Origin of the sequence: Paraburkholderia sp. HC6.4b, from assembly GCF_014200875.1 — a bacterium.
Lineage (GTDB): Bacteria > Pseudomonadota > Gammaproteobacteria > Burkholderiales > Burkholderiaceae > Paraburkholderia > Paraburkholderia tuberum.
Genome location: NZ_JACHDC010000012.1, coordinates 129,042 through 147,525, shown reverse-complemented (window position 1 = coordinate 147,525; position 18,484 = coordinate 129,042). Strand labels below are relative to the sequence as shown.

16 protein-coding genes are annotated in these 18,484 nt (G+C 62.7%); 8 read left to right on the top strand and 8 right to left on the bottom strand.

The features are described 5' to 3' along the window. Positions 1 to 54: 54 nt before the first annotated feature. Together HDG34_RS19515 and HDG34_RS19510 are read right to left on the bottom strand one after the other, a co-directional pair. A complete protein-coding gene (locus tag HDG34_RS19515) occupies positions 55 to 1,551 on the bottom strand; it encodes a GntP family permease (RefSeq protein WP_090810670.1) in 1,497 nt (498 codons plus the stop codon). Positions 1,552 to 1,553: 2 nt separating this feature from the next. Beyond that, complete coding sequence (locus HDG34_RS19510; protein WP_184061761.1) at positions 1,554 to 2,597, bottom strand: patatin-like phospholipase family protein; 1,044 nt, start codon at positions 2,595 to 2,597, stop codon at positions 1,554 to 1,556. Between the two features lie 630 nt (positions 2,598 to 3,227). On the opposite strand from HDG34_RS19510, the gene HDG34_RS19505 reads away from it, so the two are divergent. From HDG34_RS19505 to HDG34_RS19480, 7 genes are all read left to right on the top strand, one after another. Next, complete coding sequence (locus tag HDG34_RS19505; protein ID WP_090810665.1) at positions 3,228 to 3,599, top strand: GFA family protein; 372 nt, start codon at positions 3,228 to 3,230, stop codon at positions 3,597 to 3,599. Next, the gene (locus HDG34_RS39275) at positions 3,596 to 3,718 is read left to right on the top strand and encodes a hypothetical protein (RefSeq protein WP_260321235.1); all 123 of its coding nucleotides are present in this window, start codon (positions 3,596 to 3,598) and stop codon (positions 3,716 to 3,718) included. The genes HDG34_RS19505 and HDG34_RS39275 overlap by 4 nt, the downstream gene beginning before the upstream one ends. A 7-nt stretch (positions 3,719 to 3,725) precedes the next feature. After that, a complete protein-coding gene (locus tag HDG34_RS19500; protein WP_018422680.1) occupies positions 3,726 to 4,466 on the top strand; it encodes a response regulator in 741 nt (246 codons plus the stop codon). Next, positions 4,463 to 5,806 carry an ATP-binding protein gene (locus HDG34_RS19495; RefSeq protein WP_090810663.1) on the top strand — a complete coding sequence of 448 codons (1,344 nt, stop codon included), beginning with the start codon at positions 4,463 to 4,465 and terminating at the stop codon, positions 5,804 to 5,806. The genes HDG34_RS19500 and HDG34_RS19495 overlap by 4 nt, the downstream gene beginning before the upstream one ends. 527 nt (positions 5,807 to 6,333) lie before the next feature. Further along, positions 6,334 to 7,755: a basic amino acid/polyamine antiporter gene (locus HDG34_RS19490; protein ID WP_184061760.1), complete on the top strand. Its 1,422-nt coding sequence runs from the start codon at positions 6,334 to 6,336 to the stop codon at positions 7,753 to 7,755. Between the two features lie 56 nt (positions 7,756 to 7,811). Beyond that, positions 7,812 to 9,071: an arginine deiminase gene (arcA, locus tag HDG34_RS19485; protein ID WP_184061759.1), complete on the top strand. Its 1,260-nt coding sequence runs from the start codon at positions 7,812 to 7,814 to the stop codon at positions 9,069 to 9,071. 409 nt (positions 9,072 to 9,480) lie between these two features. Further along, positions 9,481 to 9,816 (top strand): RcnB family protein, encoded by a 336-nt coding sequence (locus HDG34_RS19480; protein ID WP_184061758.1) that lies wholly within the window; start codon positions 9,481 to 9,483, stop codon positions 9,814 to 9,816. A gap of 98 nt (positions 9,817 to 9,914) precedes the next feature. Here the strand turns inward: HDG34_RS19480 and HDG34_RS19475 are convergent, their stop codons facing one another. From HDG34_RS19475 to HDG34_RS19460, 4 genes are all read right to left on the bottom strand, one after another. Continuing rightward, positions 9,915 to 11,171, bottom strand: coding sequence for an MFS transporter (locus tag HDG34_RS19475; RefSeq protein WP_184045142.1), 1,257 nt, complete (start codon positions 11,169 to 11,171; stop codon positions 9,915 to 9,917). Then, positions 11,168 to 11,731 (bottom strand): GAF domain-containing protein, encoded by a 564-nt coding sequence (locus tag HDG34_RS19470; RefSeq protein ID WP_184061757.1) that lies wholly within the window; start codon positions 11,729 to 11,731, stop codon positions 11,168 to 11,170. The genes HDG34_RS19475 and HDG34_RS19470 overlap by 4 nt, the downstream gene beginning before the upstream one ends. Before the next feature lie 38 nt (positions 11,732 to 11,769). Then, positions 11,770 to 13,197, bottom strand: a complete 1,428-nt coding sequence (locus HDG34_RS19465) for an MFS transporter (RefSeq protein WP_184023600.1) — start codon at positions 13,195 to 13,197, stop codon at positions 11,770 to 11,772. Between the two features lie 69 nt (positions 13,198 to 13,266). Then, positions 13,267 to 15,051 (bottom strand): gamma-glutamyltransferase family protein, encoded by a 1,785-nt coding sequence (locus HDG34_RS19460; RefSeq protein ID WP_184061756.1) that lies wholly within the window; start codon positions 15,049 to 15,051, stop codon positions 13,267 to 13,269. 220 nt (positions 15,052 to 15,271) lie between these two features. Here HDG34_RS19460 and HDG34_RS19455 point away from each other — a divergent pair, with 220 nt between their 5' ends. Further along, on the top strand, positions 15,272 to 15,949 hold the full coding sequence (locus HDG34_RS19455) for a FadR/GntR family transcriptional regulator (RefSeq protein ID WP_184061755.1): 678 nt from the start codon (positions 15,272 to 15,274) through the stop codon (positions 15,947 to 15,949). A gap of 40 nt (positions 15,950 to 15,989) precedes the next feature. On the opposite strand, the gene HDG34_RS19450 is transcribed toward HDG34_RS19455, so the two are convergent. Together HDG34_RS19450 and HDG34_RS19445 are read right to left on the bottom strand one after the other, a co-directional pair. Then, entirely contained in the window at positions 15,990 to 17,315 is a 1,326-nt protein-coding gene (locus HDG34_RS19450; protein WP_184061754.1) for a type II toxin-antitoxin system HipA family toxin, read from the bottom strand. 2 nt (positions 17,316 to 17,317) lie between these two features. Beyond that, positions 17,318 to 17,776: a helix-turn-helix domain-containing protein gene (locus HDG34_RS19445; RefSeq protein ID WP_184061753.1), complete on the bottom strand. Its 459-nt coding sequence runs from the start codon at positions 17,774 to 17,776 to the stop codon at positions 17,318 to 17,320. Between the last annotated feature and the right edge of the window lie 708 nt (positions 17,777 to 18,484).

Genomic DNA, 18,484 nt, shown 5'->3' with positions numbered 1-18,484 from the left:
TGAGCCGGAAATCGGCTGCAAAGCAGCCCTTGCTACTTCAGACGCTCAGAACGCTCAGAACGACCCGAACAGCGAGCCCAGCACGATCACCACCACCAGCGCGAGTAACGCGCCGAGAATCCCGACGATCACGATGTCGCGATAGCTTTCGCGGTGGTTCGACCCACACACGGCAAGCAGCGTCACGACCGCGCCGTTATGCGGCAGGCTGTCGAGTGTGCCTGAGGAAATCACGGCGACCCGATGCAGCAGCGCCGGGTCGATGCCGTATTGCGCAGCCAGTTGCAGATAGGTGCTGCCGAGCGCGTCGAGCGCAATGGTGAGACCGCCCGAGGCCGAGCCGGTCAGCGCCGCGAGCAGATTGGTGGCGACCGCGAGCGATACGAGCGGACCACCGCCGATACCCAGCACCCATTCGCGCACGAGCGCGAACGCTGGCAGCGCGGCGATCACCGCGCCATAGCCGACCAGACTGCCGACGCTGAGCACCGGCAGCACCGATGCATTCGCGCCCGCATCGATCGTCTCGCGCAGCGCTGGCAGGCGATGCCGATTGAGCAGCACGAGCACGACGATCGCGACGGTGAGCGCCACGCACACGCCCCACACACCGCCGACCGCCGCAAGCGACGTCTCGCCCCAACGGACCTCGGCCAGATAGTCGGCGTCGATGCGCGGCAGCACGATCACGTTCATCACGAAGTTCGTCAGCACGACGAGCACGAGCGGCGTGAGCGCGACGCCGAACGAGGGCAGACTCTCGCTGACATGCCCGCGCTTCGCTTCCTCCGGATCGAAACTCTGCGATACGCTTGCGCGCTCGCGCACGAGGTTGTCGCTGGCCGGCGCCCCGGTGGATTTCACCGCCGCCTCGAGTCCGTCGAATCCTTCATTGGCCGCCTTCGCGCGCGATTGCTGCAAGGACAACCACCAGAGCCCGAACACCACCATCACGATACTCGCGATGATGCCAAGCCCAGGCGCCGCAAACGGCGTCGTACCAAAGAACGGCATCGGGATCGCGTTCTGGATAGCCGGTGTGCCGGGCAGCGCGGACATCGTGAACGTCGACGTGCCGAGCGCGATCGCGGCCGGCATCAGACGGCGCGGAATATTGGCGGCCTGGAAGAGGGCGGTGGCCATCGGCGCGAGCACGAAGAACGCCACGAAGAGGCTGACGCCGCCATAGGTGACGAGTGCGCCACCGATCACGACCGCGAGAATCGCCCGATGCGCGCCAAGCTTCTCCGTCATGTAACTGGCGATCGCCTTCACGGAGCCGCTGTCTTCCATCAGCTTGCCGAACAGCGCGCCGAGCAGGAACAACGGAAAGAACTGCGCGAGAAAGCGCGCGGCGCTGAGCATGAAGGTCTGGGTCCAATGCGCGAGAATCGGTTCGCCCGAAATCGCGGCGGCCAGCATCGCGGCGAACGGCGCGAGCAGCAGCACGGTCCAGCCGCGGTACGCGAAGCCGATCAGCAGCGCGAGACTCGCGAGCATGCCGAAAAGCCCTAGACCGATCGCGAGCGGTGACAGGGTGATGACTTCCATGGTCAGACTCCGTCGAGCAACGCGTCGAGATCCAGCGAGGAGCGCACGCCGATCGAATCGCCGTGCTCGGCGAGGAACGCTTCGGCGGCACGCCGGCCTTCGTCGCGCAGCATCGTCAGAAAGCTCCACTCGGCGTTCAGCTTCGACGAGTAGCCGAGTTCGGTCATCAGCTCGCTCGCGATCCGATGGATGCGCATCGCCGCCCAATGGCGGCCTTCGTCGCTGCCGGGGTCCGCCGCGCGGCGCAGCAGCGCGATCATGCGCAGCTCTTTTAGCAGCGGCGCGTTGAAGGCAACTTCGTTCAGGCGACTGATGATGTCGCGCGCGGTGCGCGGGGTTTCGTCCCGCACGACGGGATTGACCTGGATCAGCAGCGTGTCGCTCGACGTGCATTCGCGTACCAGCGGCGTCATGGTCGGATTACCGGCATAGCCGCCGTCCCAGTAGTCTTCACCGTCGATCTGCACGGCCTGAAACAGCGTGGGCAGGCAGCCGGAGGCGAGCAGCACGTCAGGCGTCAGGTCGCCATTGCGAAACACACGCGCCTGGCCCGTGCGCACGCGCGTCGCGGTGATGAACAGCTTGATCGGCGCGTCGCGCAGATGCGCGAAATCGATCGAGTCCTGCAGAATCTTCGCCAGCGGATGTACGCCGCGCGGGTTCAGGTCGTAGGGAGAAAACACGCGCGCCGCGAGGTCCATCGCGATGAAGAGCGGCGAGTAGTCGAGCGTCCAGCGGCCCATCAACACGTCGAACGGGGTACGGCGAAACGGGCTGTACACCGATGCTTCGAATACTCGCCGCCAGAAGGCTTCGAGCGCGGCGCGCGCGCCGGCCGCGCCGTCTGCCTGATAGCCGCTCACCAGCACCGCGGCGTTCATCGCGCCAGCCGACGTACCCGATATTCCTTCGATCCGCAGCCACGACTCTTCGAGCAAACGGTCGAGGACGCCCCATGTAAAAGCACCGTGCGATCCGCCGCCTTGCAATGCGAGATCGATAAGGGCGGGTTCGCGGTGGGTGGGTTGGTTTTTTGTTGCAGCCAAGACGACTCCGGTAGTGAGGAGTGCTCCATTTCGCGAGCTGACGCCGCATGCACGGCGGACGAATGAACTGCTGGCCAATGCTGTGAACTACCGAATGAGGTGAGGCGTGTTTCAAAGGCGAAACATCGCACTGCACCATTGGTATTGGAAGTGGCCGGTGACTAAAAGTCAAGCGTATTCAACTTGATTCACAGAGCTTGCGAGCAACCGGCTCGTGGCCGTCATCGCCCGCTTGCTGGTCACGCGCGATTGTGTCTGGCAATGCCGGCCATTCAAGCGGAATATAGAAAAGCCGGTTGGTCACGCCGAGGTCAAAAACAGCGTGTAGGGAGCCCGGCCGGCGCGCCCCGTCGCGCCGCTTACATAAGCCGCTCACATAATCATGGATAGGCGGAGTATCTTTGCACGGTTGAGCGCGATAATGCGGTGGCAATCATGCAATCTGCGTTATCCGTTTGCGCGTGCCGCTTAAATGCTAACTCGCGTGTATATCTTCGCTGTTTCGCCTTGCGCTAATCGCCGCGGCGTATTGCAATGTAATGTATCGTCTCGGCCGCCGGATACATTACGACATAATTCGACTGATGAACCGGGCTATAAAGCAGGCATCGTCAAATCACGGAGAGCATCATGAACGCCGGGTTGCTGCAAGGGTCCTGCCACTGCGGGGCCGTCAAGTTCGAAGTTCGCACCGAAATCGTTCCGGCTGGTCGTTGCAACTGCAGCCTGTGCCGCCGCAAGGGCGCGCTGATGACGCCGCTCTTTCCCGCCAGTCAGTTGAAGATTCTGAGTGGCGAGGATTCGCTGACGCTATACCAGTTCAACACGAAGGTCGCGAAACACTACTTCTGCAAGCATTGCGGCATCTATCCTTTTCATCAGACGCGCAAGGATCCGCAGCAATGGCGCGTCAATATCGGCTGCCTCGACGGGGTCGATCCTTACGCGCTCGAAGCCGGCGTGGCCGATGGCGCGAGTCTTTCCGTGCTGGAGGACGCATGAAACGCCTGTTTGCCATCGCGGTGTTCGTGGCGGGCGGCTTCGCGGCCGAACTCGCGCATCCGTTGCAGTGTTCATTGATCCAGTCGAGCGGCGTGCAACTCAAACGCCGCTGCAGATAGTCCGTCGATGGAAACCTCCGACCACGTACTGATCGTCGATGACGATCGCGGTATCCGTGAACTGCTCGCGGGATACCTCGAGAAAAACGGCGTGCGTGTCTCGCTCGCGGCCAATGGCCGCCAGATGCGCGCCGCGCTCGAGAACGGCGCGCCCGACCTGATCGTGCTCGACCTGATGCTGCCCGGCGAAGACGGCCTCGTGCTGTGCCGTGAGTTGCGCGCGGGCAAGTTCCGCACAGTGCCGATCCTGATGCTGACGGCGCGCAGCGAGGAAGCGGACCGGATCGTCGGCCTCGAAATGGGCGCCGACGATTACCTGACCAAACCGTTCGCCGCACGCGAGTTGCTCGCGCGAATCCGTTCGGTGCTGCGCCGCGCGCGCATGCTGCCGCCCGGCATGGAGGTGACGGAGTCGGCGCCGATGCTGTGCTTCGGCGACTGGCGGCTCGACACGACCGCGCGCCATCTGCTCGACGCGGACGGAACCGAGGTGGCGTTGAGCGGCGCGGAGTACCGTCTGTTGCGTGTGTTTCTCGATCATCCGCAGCGCGTGCTCACGCGCGATCAGTTGCTGAACCTCACCCAGGGACGCCAGGCCGATCCGTTCGACCGCTCGATCGATCTGATGGTGAGCCGCCTGCGTCAACGCCTGCGGGACGGCGCGCGCGAGCCGCGCTACATCAAGACGCTGCGCAGCGAGGGCTATGTGTTTTCAGCGGCCGTGACCGCGATCGGAGATCCGCAATGAGCGCATCTCCATCACCGTCGTTGCTGCGCTGGCCGCATTGGCCGCGCACGCTGTTCGCGCGGCTCGCGGTGATTTTGTTCGTCGGGCTCGCGCTCGCGCAGGCGCTGTCGTTCTGGCTCACGATGACCGAGCGCGACCAGACGATGACCAACATCATGATGGGCTACATCGAGCGCGAGGTGGCGAGCTCGGTCGCGCTGCTCGATCATCTGCCGCCCGACGAGCGCGCCCAGTGGCTGCCGCGGCTCGCGCGGCGCAGCTATGAGTTCGTGCTCGGCCCGGGCGTGCCAGGCACCCCGGTCGACGCGAGCCTGTCGGCGCGCGTCGCGCAGTCGATCGGCGATGGCATCGGCACGCGTTATCCGTTGACCGTCAACGCAGTGCCGGGCGATCGCGAGCGTCTGCAGGTGCACCTGAAACTGAGCGACGGCACGCCGCTCACCATCGACCTGCGGCCAATGCCCGGCGCCCCGTTGTCGCGCTGGCTGCCGCTCGTGCTGACGCTGCAGCTGCTCGTGCTCGCGGCCTGCTGCTGGCTGGCGGTACGGCTCGCGACGCGCCCGCTCAATCAGCTCGCAGTCGCGGCCGACACGCTCGGCCCCGACCTGAAGGCCGCGCGTCTGCGCGAAGCCGGTCCGTCCGAAGTGGCGCGCGCCGCGCGCGCGTTCAACGCGATGCAGGACCGGATCGCCACGTACATGACCGAGCGCATGCAGATTCTCGCGGCGATTTCGCACGATTTGCAGACGCCGATCACGCGCATGCGTCTGCGTGTCGACACGATGGACAACGACAGCGAGGCCGCAAAGCTGCGCCAGGATCTGCAGGAAATGGAGGCGCTGGTCAAGGAAGGGGTCACCTATGCGCGCACGATGCATGGCACGACCGAGGTGCCGCGCCGCATCGATCCCGATGCACTGTTCGACAGCCTGGTGTGCGATTACGTCGACGCGGGTCAGCAAGTGTCACTGCAGGGCCATTTCGGCCAGTCGCTGACGATGCGTCCGCAGGCGTTGAAGCGCATCGTTGGCAATCTGGTCGATAACGCGCTGAGGTACGGCGGCGCCGCGCAGATCGATATCGGGGCGTTGCACGATGGCGAGGCTACCGTGTCGGTGCTCGATCGCGGTCCCGGCATTCCGGTCGAGTCGCTGGAGACGGTGTTCGAGCCGTTCGTGCGGCTCGAAGGGTCGCGCAATCGTCAAACGGGCGGCACGGGGCTGGGGCTCGCGATTGCGCGACAACTCGCGCTCGCGATGGACGCGACGCTCACGCTGCACAACCGCGTCGGCGGCGGTCTCGAAGCGCGGCTGACGTTGAGGAAGTTGCGCGAATCATAGTTGGACCTCTTGCGGCGCGGACACGCAGACGATTCCGTCAGAAAAATTCACAAAGCCCGCCATTACGAAATCGTCATCGGGTTTGGACTATTAATGACCCCCGCGCGCCATTTCGAGCTGTGGCTCTGGTGCTTCTCAGTAGTTCTGAACGACCACCGGTTCAGCTCGCTTCTGCGATTCCCCATCATTTGAGAAAACCGCGACGATGATGCGGCAGGTCGCATGATTGTTAAATCATCGACATTCAAAGCGACTTTTCGATGCGAGCGATTCAGATGCGTGGTGAATTGTTAATTCGCAAATTCAACCAGATTCGGCAACGCAGCATCGATGGATTCGATCGCATCGCGAGCCACAGTCCGTTACCTTGTCTTCGATAAATTGACAAACGCCAATGGACAGACCATTCTTTTCGTGTGGTGGTTGCAGAGTAGCGCGGCTGATCAACAGCAAGATTGGCCGAGAGACACGTTTCGTTCGAATCTGATTAAAGATCCTTGTTAAAAAGGTAACTAAAAGGAATCCGAATGGCGTCCACTCCACAAAAGATGTCAAAAATGCAACTCACCGGGATGGTGGTGGGCGGCATGGTCGGAGCCGGGATCTTTTCCCTGCCGCGCACTTTTGCCAATGCCACCGGTCCGGTGGGTGCCGTGATTGCCTGGCTGATTGCGGGCACGGGCATGTATATGCTGGCGCGCGTATTTCAGGCGCTGGCCGAACGCAAGCCCGAACTGGACGCCGGCGTGTTTGCGTATGCGAAAGCGGGCTTTGGCGATTATCCGGGCTTTCTCTCCGCATTTGGCTATTGGATCGGTAGCTGTATCGGCAACGTTTCTTACTGGGTGCTGATCAAGTCGACACTCGGCGCGTTTTTTCCCGTGTTCGGCGATGGCAATACGGTCGTCGCGATCGTCGTTGCATCGATCGGCATCTGGCTATTTCATTTCATGATCCTGAAGGGCGTGCAGCAGGCGGCCTTCATCAACAGTATCGTCACGGTCGCCAAGATCATTCCGATTCTGGTGTTCATCTTGATCCTGATCTTCGGCTTCCGGTTGGACCTGTTCCAGGCCAACCTCTACGGCGGAGGACTCGAAGGCAATATCCTCGAGCAGGTGCGGGCCACGATGCTGGTCACGGTGTTCGTGTTCATCGGTATCGAAGGGGCGAGCGTTTATTCCCGTTATGCGAAGAAGCGTTCCGATGTCGGCCAGTCGACGATTCTCGGCTTCGTCGTCGTGACCTCGCTGATGGTGCTCGTGACGATGCTGCCTTACGCAGTGCTCCAGCGCGCCGACATCGCGGCCATGCGGCAGCCGTCGATGGCGGCGGTGCTCGAAGCGGTGGTCGGTCATTGGGGCGCGGTTTTCGTCAGCATAGGTTTGCTGATTTCGGTACTGGGCGCTTATCTCGCCTGGTCGCTGATCTGCGCCGAAGTGTTGTTCACGGCGGCAAAGACTGAAGACATGCCCGCCGTATTCGCGAGGGAAAACGCCAACAAGGTACCTGCCAATGCATTGTGGCTGACCAACATCGTGGTGCAGCTGCTCGTCATCAGCACCTACTTCTCGCGCGATGCGTTCGCGCTGATGCTGAATCTGACGAGCGCGATGTCGTTGATTCCGTACCTCTTCGTCGCGGTGTTCGGCTGCATGAACGCGAATCGCGGCGACGGTTACGACGTGCGCGCCGACGAGCGCCGGCGTGACTTCATCATGGCCGCAATCGCCTCGATCTATACGGTCTTCATGATCTGGGCGGGTGGCCTGAAATTCATTCTGCTTTCCGCCGTGCTGTATGCGCCAGGAACGGCGCTTTATATCTGGGCTCGGCGCGAGCAGAACAAGAATGTCTTCATCGTTTCCGACTGGATCATTTTTATCGTTGCGATCATTGGCGCGATCATCGGCATCTATGGCCTCGTAACCGGAAGGATCGCGATTTAGCTTTAATGAAATCCGATTGAACAGAGCGGGCCAACATTGGCATTCAGGAGATCATCATGGCGAACACGGACGCGAAAGCGGGTGAATTGGGTGTCTACTCGGAAGTCGGGCAGCTGCGCAAAGTGATGGTCTGCGCACCGGGGCTCGCGCATCAGCGTCTTACCCCGAGCAATTGCGATGAACTGCTGTTCGACGACGTACTGTGGGTCGAGAACGCGAAGCGCGACCACTTCGACTTCGTCACGAAGATGCGCGACCGCGGCGTCGAAGTGGTGGAGATGCACAATCTGCTCGCCGAAACGGTCGCGGTGCCCGAAGGCAAGAAGTGGATTCTCGACAACCAGGTGGTGCCGAATCAGGTCGGCCTCGGCTTTATCGATGAATTGAGAAGCTATCTGGAAGGGCTCGACAATCGCAAGCTGGCCGAAACGCTGATTGGTGGGCTATCCACTCACGACTTCCCGGAAGCGCACGGCGGCAAGGCGCTGGAGGTCGCGAAAGAAGCGGCGGGCGGCACCGAATATCTGCTGCCGCCGCTGCCGAACACGCTGTACACGCGTGACACGACGTGCTGGATCTATGGCGGCGTCACGCTGAATGCGCTGTACTGGCCGGCCCGCCACGAGGAGACGATCCTGACCACGGCGATCTACAAGTTCCACCCCGATTTCGCGGGCAAGGTCAACGTGTGGTGGGGCGACCCGACTCAGGACCACGGTCTCGCCACGCTGGAAGGCGGCGATGTGATGCCGATCGGCAAGGGCGTCGTGCTGATCGGCATGAGCGAGCGCACCTCGCGGCAGGCCATCAGTCAACTGGCTGCAATGCTGTTCAAGAAGGGCGCGGCCGAGCGCGTGATCGTCGCGGCGATGCCGAAGATTCGCGCGGCAATGCACCTCGATACCGTGTTCACGTTCGCCGATCGCGATTGCGTACTGGTCGCCCCGGACTTCATGGCGAAGACGCGCACCTATTCGTATCGGCCGAGCAGCCATCCGAGCGGCGTCGAGTTGCACGCCGAAAACAAGCCGTTCACCGACGTCGTCGCCGAGGCGCTCGGGCTGAAGCATCTGCGCGTGGTCGAGGCGGGCGGCAGCGACTATCAACGCGAGCGCACGCAGTGGGATAGCGGTGCGAACCTCGTGTGCGCGTCCCCGGGCGTCGTCTATGCATACGACCGCAACACGTACACGAACACGCTGTTGCGCAAGCAGGGCATCGAGGTGATTACGATCGTCGGTGCGGAGCTGGGCCGTGGACGTGGCGGCGGTCACTGCATGACCTGCCCGATCATCCGCGATGCGGTCGACTATTGATCAGTCAAGCGAATCAATCTGGCCGGTGACTGGCAAAGTGTCGCCCGCTCGCTGAAGTGGCGAGCGGGCGACAGCGCCGCGTGCGCTTGCGCCGCCGCCAGGAACGGCGCGATCCGTCCAGACGATCGACGCGACGAATCGAATCGCCCCGCTAATCGCCGGGTTGACGCACGCGGTCGTGGTGGGCAGGTCCGGCTTGAAGTCGAACTTCCTTTTACTATACTTTTTAACGACTTCGCGCCTGAATTATCGAATTTGATATCTCGCGATTTGCAAGGATTACATTCGATAGACCAGCGATCGCTGCAATGAAGTTCGAGTTAATGAATCTGCGAGTAGCTGGACGATCACTTTTCACGTCAATCGCGTGAATGCTCGGAGCTTTCATCCACCGCACGGAGGTTCGAATATGAATAATCGCTTTGTTGCGCAACTCGTCGCCTTGTCGTTTGCCGGTATGTCCGCGCTCGCGATTGCGGCTGGGCCCATGAAGGACCAGGGCGGCGGCCAGATGGCCGGTACGGGCCGTCAGCAGGTGATGCCGACGATTCCGCACCGTGACTGGCATAAAGGTCAACGTGTGCCGGCCGAATACCGTAACTACAACTTCATGATGGACGACTGGCGCGGACATGGCCTCAATGCGCCGCCGCGCGGGCACAAATGGCTGGGTGTCAATGGCGACTATGTGCTCGTAACGACGAACAACTGGACCATTTCAGACATTGTCGCCGGAACGCAGTAATGCTTCCTCGTGGTGCCCGGGCTATCCGGCGACCAGTTTTAGCGCCGGAACCTGGGCCATTCATCGACACGACATGATTTCGTCATTTTCGCGTCGATTTAATGCTGCGTGTCGTATAGCCGGTCGGGAACGAACAATGCAGTCACGCCGCTCAAAAAGAACACCGCGCCGACCACGAGAAAGCCAAGTCCGATCGAGAACTGCGTCGCGATAAAACCGATGACGATCGGCGCCGCCCCCGAACAGAAGCGCCCGAGATTATACGAGCCGCCCACCGCGGTGCCGCGCACCGACGTCGCAAAACTCTCCGACATGAATGTGCCGATCGTGCCGAGTGGCACGCCGTACAGAAAGCCGAAGACAAGCATCAGCGTGGAAATGTTGTCGTGGGTGTGCCAGAAAATGATCACGGGCAGAAAGAGTGCCGCACCGATACAGCCGAGCACGTACACGCCGCGCCGGCTCCAGCGGTCACCGAGCCAGCCCGCGAAGATCTTGCCGATGAAGGCGACCACGTATGTGCCGATCATATAGCCGGTCAGCGAGCTGAACTTGATGTGCAATTCCTTCTCGAGATACGTCGGCAGCCAGTTGTTCAGGCCGTAAAAGCCGGACAGCACGAAGGTCGACGCGAAGGTCCACAGGATGAACATCGTGCGCGCCTGGCGGTCGCGGAAAATCTGCGCGTAGCGATTGTCGACGAGCCGCGTTTTGCTCGCACGGTCGGCAGCCCGGCTCGCGAGCCATGCCGCCGGTTCGGGCACCGCGAACTTGATCGCGAATGCGAGCAGCACCGGCACGGCAGACACGTAGTACAGCGTGCGCCAGCCGTACTGCGGCAGGATCCAGTTGCTGAGTGCGATCACGACGATATAGCCGGCCGAAATGCCGGTTTGCAGCATGCCGAGTACCAGCGAGCGCCGTTCGGTCGGCACATATTCGGCTACGAGCGTGGTGACCAGCACCATGCAGCCAATGCCGAGCGAACTGATAAAGCGCACCGCCGCGAATTCGACGAAGCTGTGCGTGAACCCGAGCATCCCCGCGCCGAGCGAGAACAGCGCGAGCGCCCATGCGATGACCCGCACGCGGCCGAGACGATCGCTCGCCCAGCCGCCGACAATGCCGCCGATCGCCATGCCGAGCAAGGTCAGACTGCCGAGCGCGCCCGCTTCGACATTGGTCAGCCCGAAGTCGTCCTTGATGCGCGACAGGGTGAGGCCGTACATCATCACGTCGGCGCCATCGGCGATCAGCGCGAGGTAGGCGAGCACGAAGACCAGCACCCAGCGGCCTTGCGAGACGGCGGAATGGGTCACCGCTCGATAGTTTTGCAGGTCGGATGGTGTTTTCATGAACGGGCGGCGCAAGCGGGGGATGCCGTATTCTGCTTGAGCAGAGCGGGGACGAGGAAGGCGCCGATCAGGAGGCCTATGCTTTCATGACGGCTGGTGTACCAGCCTTCCTTGTGGGTCAGGTTCATCGTACCGATGCACACGCCATCATAGGCGATCGGAATGTTGAGGATCGAGCCGAGACCGATACCTGTCATCACCGCATGATCGTCGAAGGCCTCGCGAATGCCTTGCGACGTGGCGGCACGAAACGGCTTCAGATCCTGAAGTATCTGTCGCGCCCACTCGGTGCCTTGCTTCTTCTTGCGGCCGCCCAGTGGATAGATGTCCGGCAGGTTCGTGTAGACCCGTTCGACCTCGTGACGCCGCGCATCGTAGGACATGATCGTGAACAGGCTTAGGCCTATCGCCTTTGCCGCCACCGCGTGAACCGCGCGGAACAGCTCGAGCGGTTGGTTCTTCAGGCGCATCGCCAGCGCGAGACGCTCGAGGTCTGCGATATCCAGCATCTGCGTATCGTACGGTGCGGGTTCGGTCAGGTTGCCTTGCATCATTTGCATCGCGTTTGCATCGGAAAGTGTGAAAAGTCGCAGTGCGTTCAGCCGTGCATGCGGGTGGAGTTCAACTGACCTCGCGCGTCGCGAGCCGGTTCGAGTTCGCTCGCCTCGATATCTTCGAGCGAGCGGTTGCGCGTTTCGATGCCGAGGAAGAACACCACGCATGCGCCGATCACCAGCACCGTCGTGGTCATCGCGAATACACCGAGGAAACCGGACAGCGGATAAACGAGGCCGACGAGGATCGGCGCGCTGACCGAGCCGATGCGGCCGAACGATGACGACGAGCCCGTGCCCGTCGTGCGTACCGCGGTGGGAAACACTTCCGGCGTGTAAGCGTAGACGCCGGCGAATGCGCCGTTCATGAAGAACGACAGCGCGATGCCCGCGGTCATGATCTGTATGCCGGTGTGAGAAAACGCGAGCGTGATCGCGGCGATGCCGCCGAACAGCATGTAGGAAGCGACCACCGCCTTGCGGCCGATCTTTTCGTTGAGCCACGCCGCCGAGAAGTAACCGGGAATCTGCGCGCCATAGATTGCAATCGAATAGCCGAAGCTCTTCGTCATCGTCAGCCCTTCCTTGACGAGCAGGCTCGGGATCCACGCGAAGAACGAGTAGTACGCGAACGCGACCGAGAACCACATCAGCCAGCTGACCGCGGTCGTGCGCGCGAGTCGCGGCGACCACAGCGTGAGCACGTTGCGCCACGCGTTGCCGCGCGCCGGCGTCGAGGCCGGCGTGGGCAGCGCGTGTAGCGCGTGGTTCGCAGTCACGGGCGCAAGCGCAATGCCGCGCTCGACGAACGCCGCTTCGATGCGGCCGACGATGCCGTTTGCTTCGGCCGCGCGGCCCTGGCTTTCGAGCCAGCGCGGCGATTCGGGCAGCGTCCGGCGCCACCACAGCAGCATCACGACGGGCAGCGACGTGATCACGGCCAGATAGCGCCAGCCGTCGACGAAGTTGCGCACCACCGCGAAGCCGAGAATCGACGAGGTCAGATAGCCGAACGACATGAAACCGACCAGCGCGCCGCAGAAAATGCCGCGATAGCGGCGCGGCACGAACTCGGCGAGAAACGGCGCGATCACGACCGTCTCCGCACCCGAACCGAAGCCCGCGACGACGCGCAGCGCGAAGAACGTATGCCAGTCGTGCGCGGTCGCGCTCGCGAGAGACGCGACGCAATAGATGGCGAGCGCGCTCATCATGATGCGGCGCCGGCCGATCACGTCGGCGAGCACACCCGACAGGAACGCGCCGAAAAAGTAGCCGATATAGGTGCTGCTCGCGACGAGCCCGGTCTCAGCGCTCGTCAATTGCCACAGCTTGCTGACGACCGGCAGCAGGAACGCGAGCGACGACGAATCGAGCCCGTCGAACATGTACCCGAGCCCGCCGATCAGCAGCAGTCTGCGGTGAAAGCTCGACAGGGGAAGTCTTTCAAGACGGGCGGCGACGGCGGACACGGCAACTTCTCCTGAAGGAAATGGCGCGGCGAGGCCACGCGTTCTGCGCTGATGGCTGCTTCGGGCCGCTTATCGGCCGATTGCGTAGGCCTGCATCTGACGCGGTGTAGCGGCGCCTCGCATCAAACCGTTGCGGATCGCAACCGCGCAGACCCGGCCGAGCGCCCACGGTTCCGCGACGGTGAGGTCATGGCCCCGCGCGTGCAGTTCGGCGAGCGTGCTGTCCGGAAAGCGCGACTCGGCCGACATCTTGCCGAGCTGCATCGCGCGCGGATAGAACGAGCCGGGGAAGTGCGCGGTCTGGAACGAGGGCGCATCGGCGGCGGCCTGGAAGTTCATGCCGCCATGCACGTGCTTGAGGAACAGCTGCAGCGACCACTGATCCTGCTGGTCGCCACCCGGCGTGCCGAAGGCCGCGTACGGTTTGCCGTCGCGCGTGACGAGCGTCGGCGACAGCGTGGTGCGCGGCCGGCGGCCCGGGCCGAGTGACGAAGGCAGGCCTTCTTCCATCCAGAACATCTGCGCGCGCGTGGTGACGTTGAAGCCAAGCCCCGGCACCGCCGGCGACGCCTGCAGCCAGCCGCCCGACGGCGTAGCCGACACCATGTTGCCCCAGCGGTCGACCACGTCGAGATGCACGGTATCGCCGCGCAATTCGGGCAGCGGCGCGAACGTCGGCTCACCCTGGCCAAAGCCGCCGGCCTGCTCGCGCCCGGCATTCGCGACGATGCGCGCGGCGCGTTGCTCGCTGTCGCCGAGCAGCCCGGGGCGGAATTCGAACGACGCGCGGCGCGGATCGATGAGGTGGCGCCGCTCGTCGTTGTACGCGTCGCTGAGCAGCACGTCCATCGGCACATGCGAAAACGCCGGGTCGCCGTAGAACACTTCGCGATCGGCGAATGCGAGCTTCGAGCACTCGATCACCGTGTGCACGAAATCGGGCCCGAGGGGGTCCATCGCGCCGAGATCGAAACCCTTCAGCAGCGCGAGCTGTTGCAGGAACATCGGGCCCTGGCCCCATGGGCCGGTTTTGTGCACGCGCATGCCCGCGTAGTCGTAAGACACCGGGTCTTCGTAGGTTGGCTCCCAGCGCGCGAGATCGCCCGCATCGAGCAGACCGCTATTGCGCAGGCCCGAGGTGTCGAGCACGGCGGTCGAACGGAAGTACTGGTCGATCGCGTCGGCGACGAAGCCGCGATAGAAGACATCACGCGCGCGTTCGCACTGCTCGGCGCGATCGCTGCGCGTATTTGCCTCGCGCAGGATGCGCTTGTAGGTTTCGGCGATCGCGGGATTCGCGAACAACTGGTTCGGCATCGGCGCCTCGCCGTTGCGCAGCCATTGCTCGGCCGAGGTCGTCCATTCGGTGCGGAAGAAGTCCTGAATCGCGAGAATCGACGATGCCATGCGTGGCAGCACCGGATAGCCGTTTTCCGCGTAGCCGATCGCATAGCTCAGCACTTCTTCGAGCGGCAACTGGCCATAGTCGCGCAGCAGCGCCATCCACGCGCCGAATGCGCCCGGCACGACCGCGGGCAGCAGGCCCGTGCCCGGCACCACGTCGAGCCCCATCTTGCGCATCCGCTCGATCGTCATGCGCGCGGGCGTCACGCCTTGTCCGCACAGCACGCGCACGCGTTCTTCGCGCGCGCTGTAGAACACCACCGGCAGCTCGCCACCCGGACCGTTCAGATGCGGCTCGACGATCTGCAGGACGAAGCCGGCTGCTGCGGCGGCGTCGAACGCATTGCCGCCTTTTTCGAGGACCGCCATCGCCGATGCGCTCGCGAGCCAGTGCGTCGAGGCCACCATGCCGAAGGTGCCGATCAGTTCTGGACGGGTTGTAAACGACATGGGCGACTCCTTGGCGACGACGGTCCGAATGGAAGAACCAATATGGAGTGGTTCAATTGGAGAAAATGAAAGCGTAAAACTAACGAAGCCGGGTTGCACCCGGTGTTAATCATCAACATGCGACCCAGTATAGCGAATCAAAAATCACCGGGTGCTGCTATGTCATGCCGCCGCGATTCTGGTATCGTTGGGACCAATACAAATTGGTTCGGTGGATAACATGGACAAACCGGTACTGGATGCGCTGCTCGACTACATCGCCGATCATCAGTTGAAGGACGGCGACGCGCTGCCGCCCGAACGAAAGCTCGCCGAGGAACTGGACGTGAGCCGCCGCGACCTGCGCGCGGCGCTCGCTTCGCTCGAGGCGTCGGGGCGCGTGTGGCGCGGCGTCGGCCGCGGCACCTATCTGGGCGCGCGGCCGCTGAAGTTTGCGCCGACGCTGCGCGGCTTGCGCGCCGGCACCAGTCCCGCGGATATCGCCGAAATGCGGCTGCTGTTCGAGCCGGCGCTGGCCGCGCTGGCCGCGACGAAAGCGAGTGGCGACGACCTGCAGGAACTGGAGAAATGCGCACGCAAAAATGCCGCCGCGAAAAACGACGACGAGTGGCAGCAATGGGATCATCGCTTTCATTTGCTGATCGGACATGCCACGCGTAATCCCGCGTTGATTGCGTTGATGGAGGTGATCAACGGTATGCGGGTGAAGCCGGAGGTGCGCGAGAAAACGTCCGCGCAGGAGACGCGGCAGTTTTTCGCGCAACAGCATCAGGCGATCGTCAATGCGCTGAAAGCGCGCGATGCGGATGCGGCCGCGCAATGCATGCGCGAGCATCTGCTGAGCGTGCAGTGGCGTGCGTCGGCGAAGACCGATGGTGCGGCGGCGCGGCGGGCGTGAGGTTGCCGTGGTGCCGCGCGTCGGTCAGGATGGCGGCGCTTTACTGCGCGAGCTTCCGGTTCAGCCGGCGCATGCCGTCGAAGACCGCATCGGCCACGTCCAGCGGAAAGGCGGCAGGCAGTAGCGACGAGACTCTATCGATCACCGTCTCCGTTTGCGCGGTCAACTGATCGATCAGCGTATCGACGTCCGCGGCGGAAAAACCGACGCGCTGTCCTTCGGCCACCCAATGCCGGCGCTGGATCTGATTGAGCAGGTAGTGGACGTTCTTGCCGCGAACCGCCATCGCCAGTTTCACTTTTTGCGCCGCGAGGCGCCCCGCGCCGCTGCCGATGATCGGATGCGCGGACAGCACGTCATAAAGCGGCGTGGATTCGTAGCGATTGCCGGGCAGATGCGCAATGCTGAAGTTCTTCGCGTGGCCATCGGTCGCGGCGAGCAGCCAGAAAACCAGCTGCGTCGCGAAGAAGTTGCGCCGGTCCGTCGTCGCGCGTGTGGACCTCGCGAGTATCTCCATGATCGCCTCGATGCCCGGACCGCCATCGGACTCGTACTTGTGCAGCGCCGACGTGCCAGTGGCCTGGCACATGTCCTCTTGCGGCAGACGCACGATCCACGTGGCGTCGCTCGACAAACGGCGATCGAAGCGCTCGACGATCAATACCTTCTGCTCATCGAATCGCGCGATTTCGCAACGCGCGACGGGCAGCCCGTAGGCCGCGACGATCTGCGAGCACAGCCATTCGTTTTCCACCGACGTGCGCATATCGGCGCGCATGTTGCCGACGAGCCCAAGCGGCAGCTTGAAGATGTGCGTGGTCGGCGTGCTGCCTTCGGGCAGCAGCCAGCGATTGCGATGACGGAGCAGCGCGGTTTTTTCCTGCGCGCCGGCGATCGACAGACGCAGGTCTTCGAGCGGATCGTGCTGCCCGAGCGGCGCCGCCGTCGTCGTGCCGCGTAGCAACGCCGCGATGTCGCTGTCGCTGAGTTCGCGACCGTGGATGCTCGTCAGATCGCTCGGCTCTTCGTCCGGCGACAGCAGTTGCAATGCGCCGACGCAGTCGCGGCCGAGCGCGGTGAGCAACGCAAACGGCGCGGCGCTGCCGGTCCGGTAGCGCGCGGCGATGCGGCGCCGGATCGGTTCGCTGTCGGGCAGCAGGTTGTCGAAATAGTCGGCGACGATCTGACCGCGATACGCCTGATTGCCCGGTGTGAACGGCAGCGACAGCGATAGCGGACGTCCTTGCGGATCGTCGATCCATTCGTCGGCATAGCTCAGACGTTCGCCGCTGCGTGTCGTTTCCCAGGCGCCGACCCGCAGGCCGTTCATCCACAGATTCAGACGGTTCGGTGTGCTGCGCGCCATGCTTACCAGTCCTCCCGTTTCTTGCTGGTGCTGGCCGCTTTGGTTGCCTTGGCGGGTTTGACCGCTTTGGGCTTTTGCGCCGACGGTCCCGGTTTGAGCGGCACGCGCGTGGCGCGTTTAGCGTTGCTTTTTGCGTCGACCGGCGTTCCGGCGACCGGCGCTCCGGCGGCCGGCGTTCCGCTCCCGGCGCGGCGGGAGCGGTTCGGCGCCGGCGCGGCGTCTTCCACGGCCACGCTTTGCGTCGATCCGCTCTGCGCGAGCTTCAGATCGACCTGCAAGACCCGCAACACCCTGAAGAGCCGTTCGACGCTGACGGTCGCCGGATTCGCTTCGAGTTGCGCGTAGGTCTGTTGCGTGACCCCGAGATGCGCGGCCATCGCGGCCTGAGTGAGGCCGGCGGCCTTCCTGAAGCCCTGCAGGATCGGTCTGAGCTGGCTCAGTGTCTTGATGGCGTAGTCCACGGTCGATCTCCGGTTCGGCTGCGGCGGCGTAACAGCCCAAAACCTGTAAATAACAGATACAGTCTATACTCTGTATTTAGCAAATACAAGCTAGAGACTGTTAATGACGAGCACGTACGCATTTGAAACGGCGTCCCGTCACGCTACTCATCACGCAACTAACGGTCAACCGCGCACCGCCACCCCCTTCGCTGCTGCGCAGCCCCTCCGCCGCAGGCAACATGTGATCCACCGAAAATAAAGATGATCGACAAACGCAACCATAAAATCGCATCTGTTTCACTGCTGGTTGGTGCTGCCATCAGAAGAAGCAACGCCTCGACCGGAAATAGATAAATCCGAATCGTTTTCGATTGACGATCTAATCAGGAAGCCGAACATTCAGGCAAAACAAAAGCTGTTTTCGCATTGCGTGGCCAGAACACTGAATGGCCGTCGATAACGAATCGCTAGCAATATCACGGGCGCTCAAATCGAGCGCAGGATAGCTGACGAGTGTCGACGCGCATTGCATCGTATCCTTTCGCTTGCCGAATGAAATTTGACACAAATGTCACGCGCCGCGCATCGAGAGGAAACGGGCTTGGAAATTACAGAAAAGGCTGTAGACTCTATAGCGTGTATTACGCGGCGAGGTCGACACGAGTCCAATCGTTGCGCGCATACGGCATGTGTGCAAATCACTCCAATCCGCCATGAGATTTTCTG

Bases quoted from the DNA above. Each gene is read 5' to 3' on its own strand.
- HDG34_RS19515 (WP_090810670.1), bottom strand. From the start codon at position 1,551: ATGGAAGTCATCACCCTGTCACCGCTCGCGATCGGTCTAGGGCTTTTC.
- HDG34_RS19505 (WP_090810665.1), top strand. From the start codon at position 3,228: ATGAACGCCGGGTTGCTGCAAGGGTCCTGCCACTGCGGGGCCGTCAAG.
- HDG34_RS39275 (WP_260321235.1), top strand. From the start codon at position 3,596: ATGAAACGCCTGTTTGCCATCGCGGTGTTCGTGGCGGGCGGCTTCGCG.
- HDG34_RS19500 (WP_018422680.1), top strand. From the start codon at position 3,726: ATGGAAACCTCCGACCACGTACTGATCGTCGATGACGATCGCGGTATC.
- HDG34_RS19495 (WP_090810663.1), top strand. From the start codon at position 4,463: ATGAGCGCATCTCCATCACCGTCGTTGCTGCGCTGGCCGCATTGGCCG.
- HDG34_RS19490 (WP_184061760.1), top strand. From the start codon at position 6,334: ATGGCGTCCACTCCACAAAAGATGTCAAAAATGCAACTCACCGGGATG.
- arcA (WP_184061759.1), top strand. From the start codon at position 7,812: ATGGCGAACACGGACGCGAAAGCGGGTGAATTGGGTGTCTACTCGGAA.
- HDG34_RS19480 (WP_184061758.1), top strand. From the start codon at position 9,481: ATGAATAATCGCTTTGTTGCGCAACTCGTCGCCTTGTCGTTTGCCGGT.
- HDG34_RS19475 (WP_184045142.1), bottom strand. From the start codon at position 11,171: ATGAAAACACCATCCGACCTGCAAAACTATCGAGCGGTGACCCATTCC.
- HDG34_RS19470 (WP_184061757.1), bottom strand. From the start codon at position 11,731: ATGCAAATGATGCAAGGCAACCTGACCGAACCCGCACCGTACGATACG.
- HDG34_RS19460 (WP_184061756.1), bottom strand. From the start codon at position 15,051: ATGTCGTTTACAACCCGTCCAGAACTGATCGGCACCTTCGGCATGGTG.
- HDG34_RS19455 (WP_184061755.1), top strand. From the start codon at position 15,272: ATGGACAAACCGGTACTGGATGCGCTGCTCGACTACATCGCCGATCAT.
- HDG34_RS19450 (WP_184061754.1), bottom strand. From the start codon at position 17,315: ATGGCGCGCAGCACACCGAACCGTCTGAATCTGTGGATGAACGGCCTG.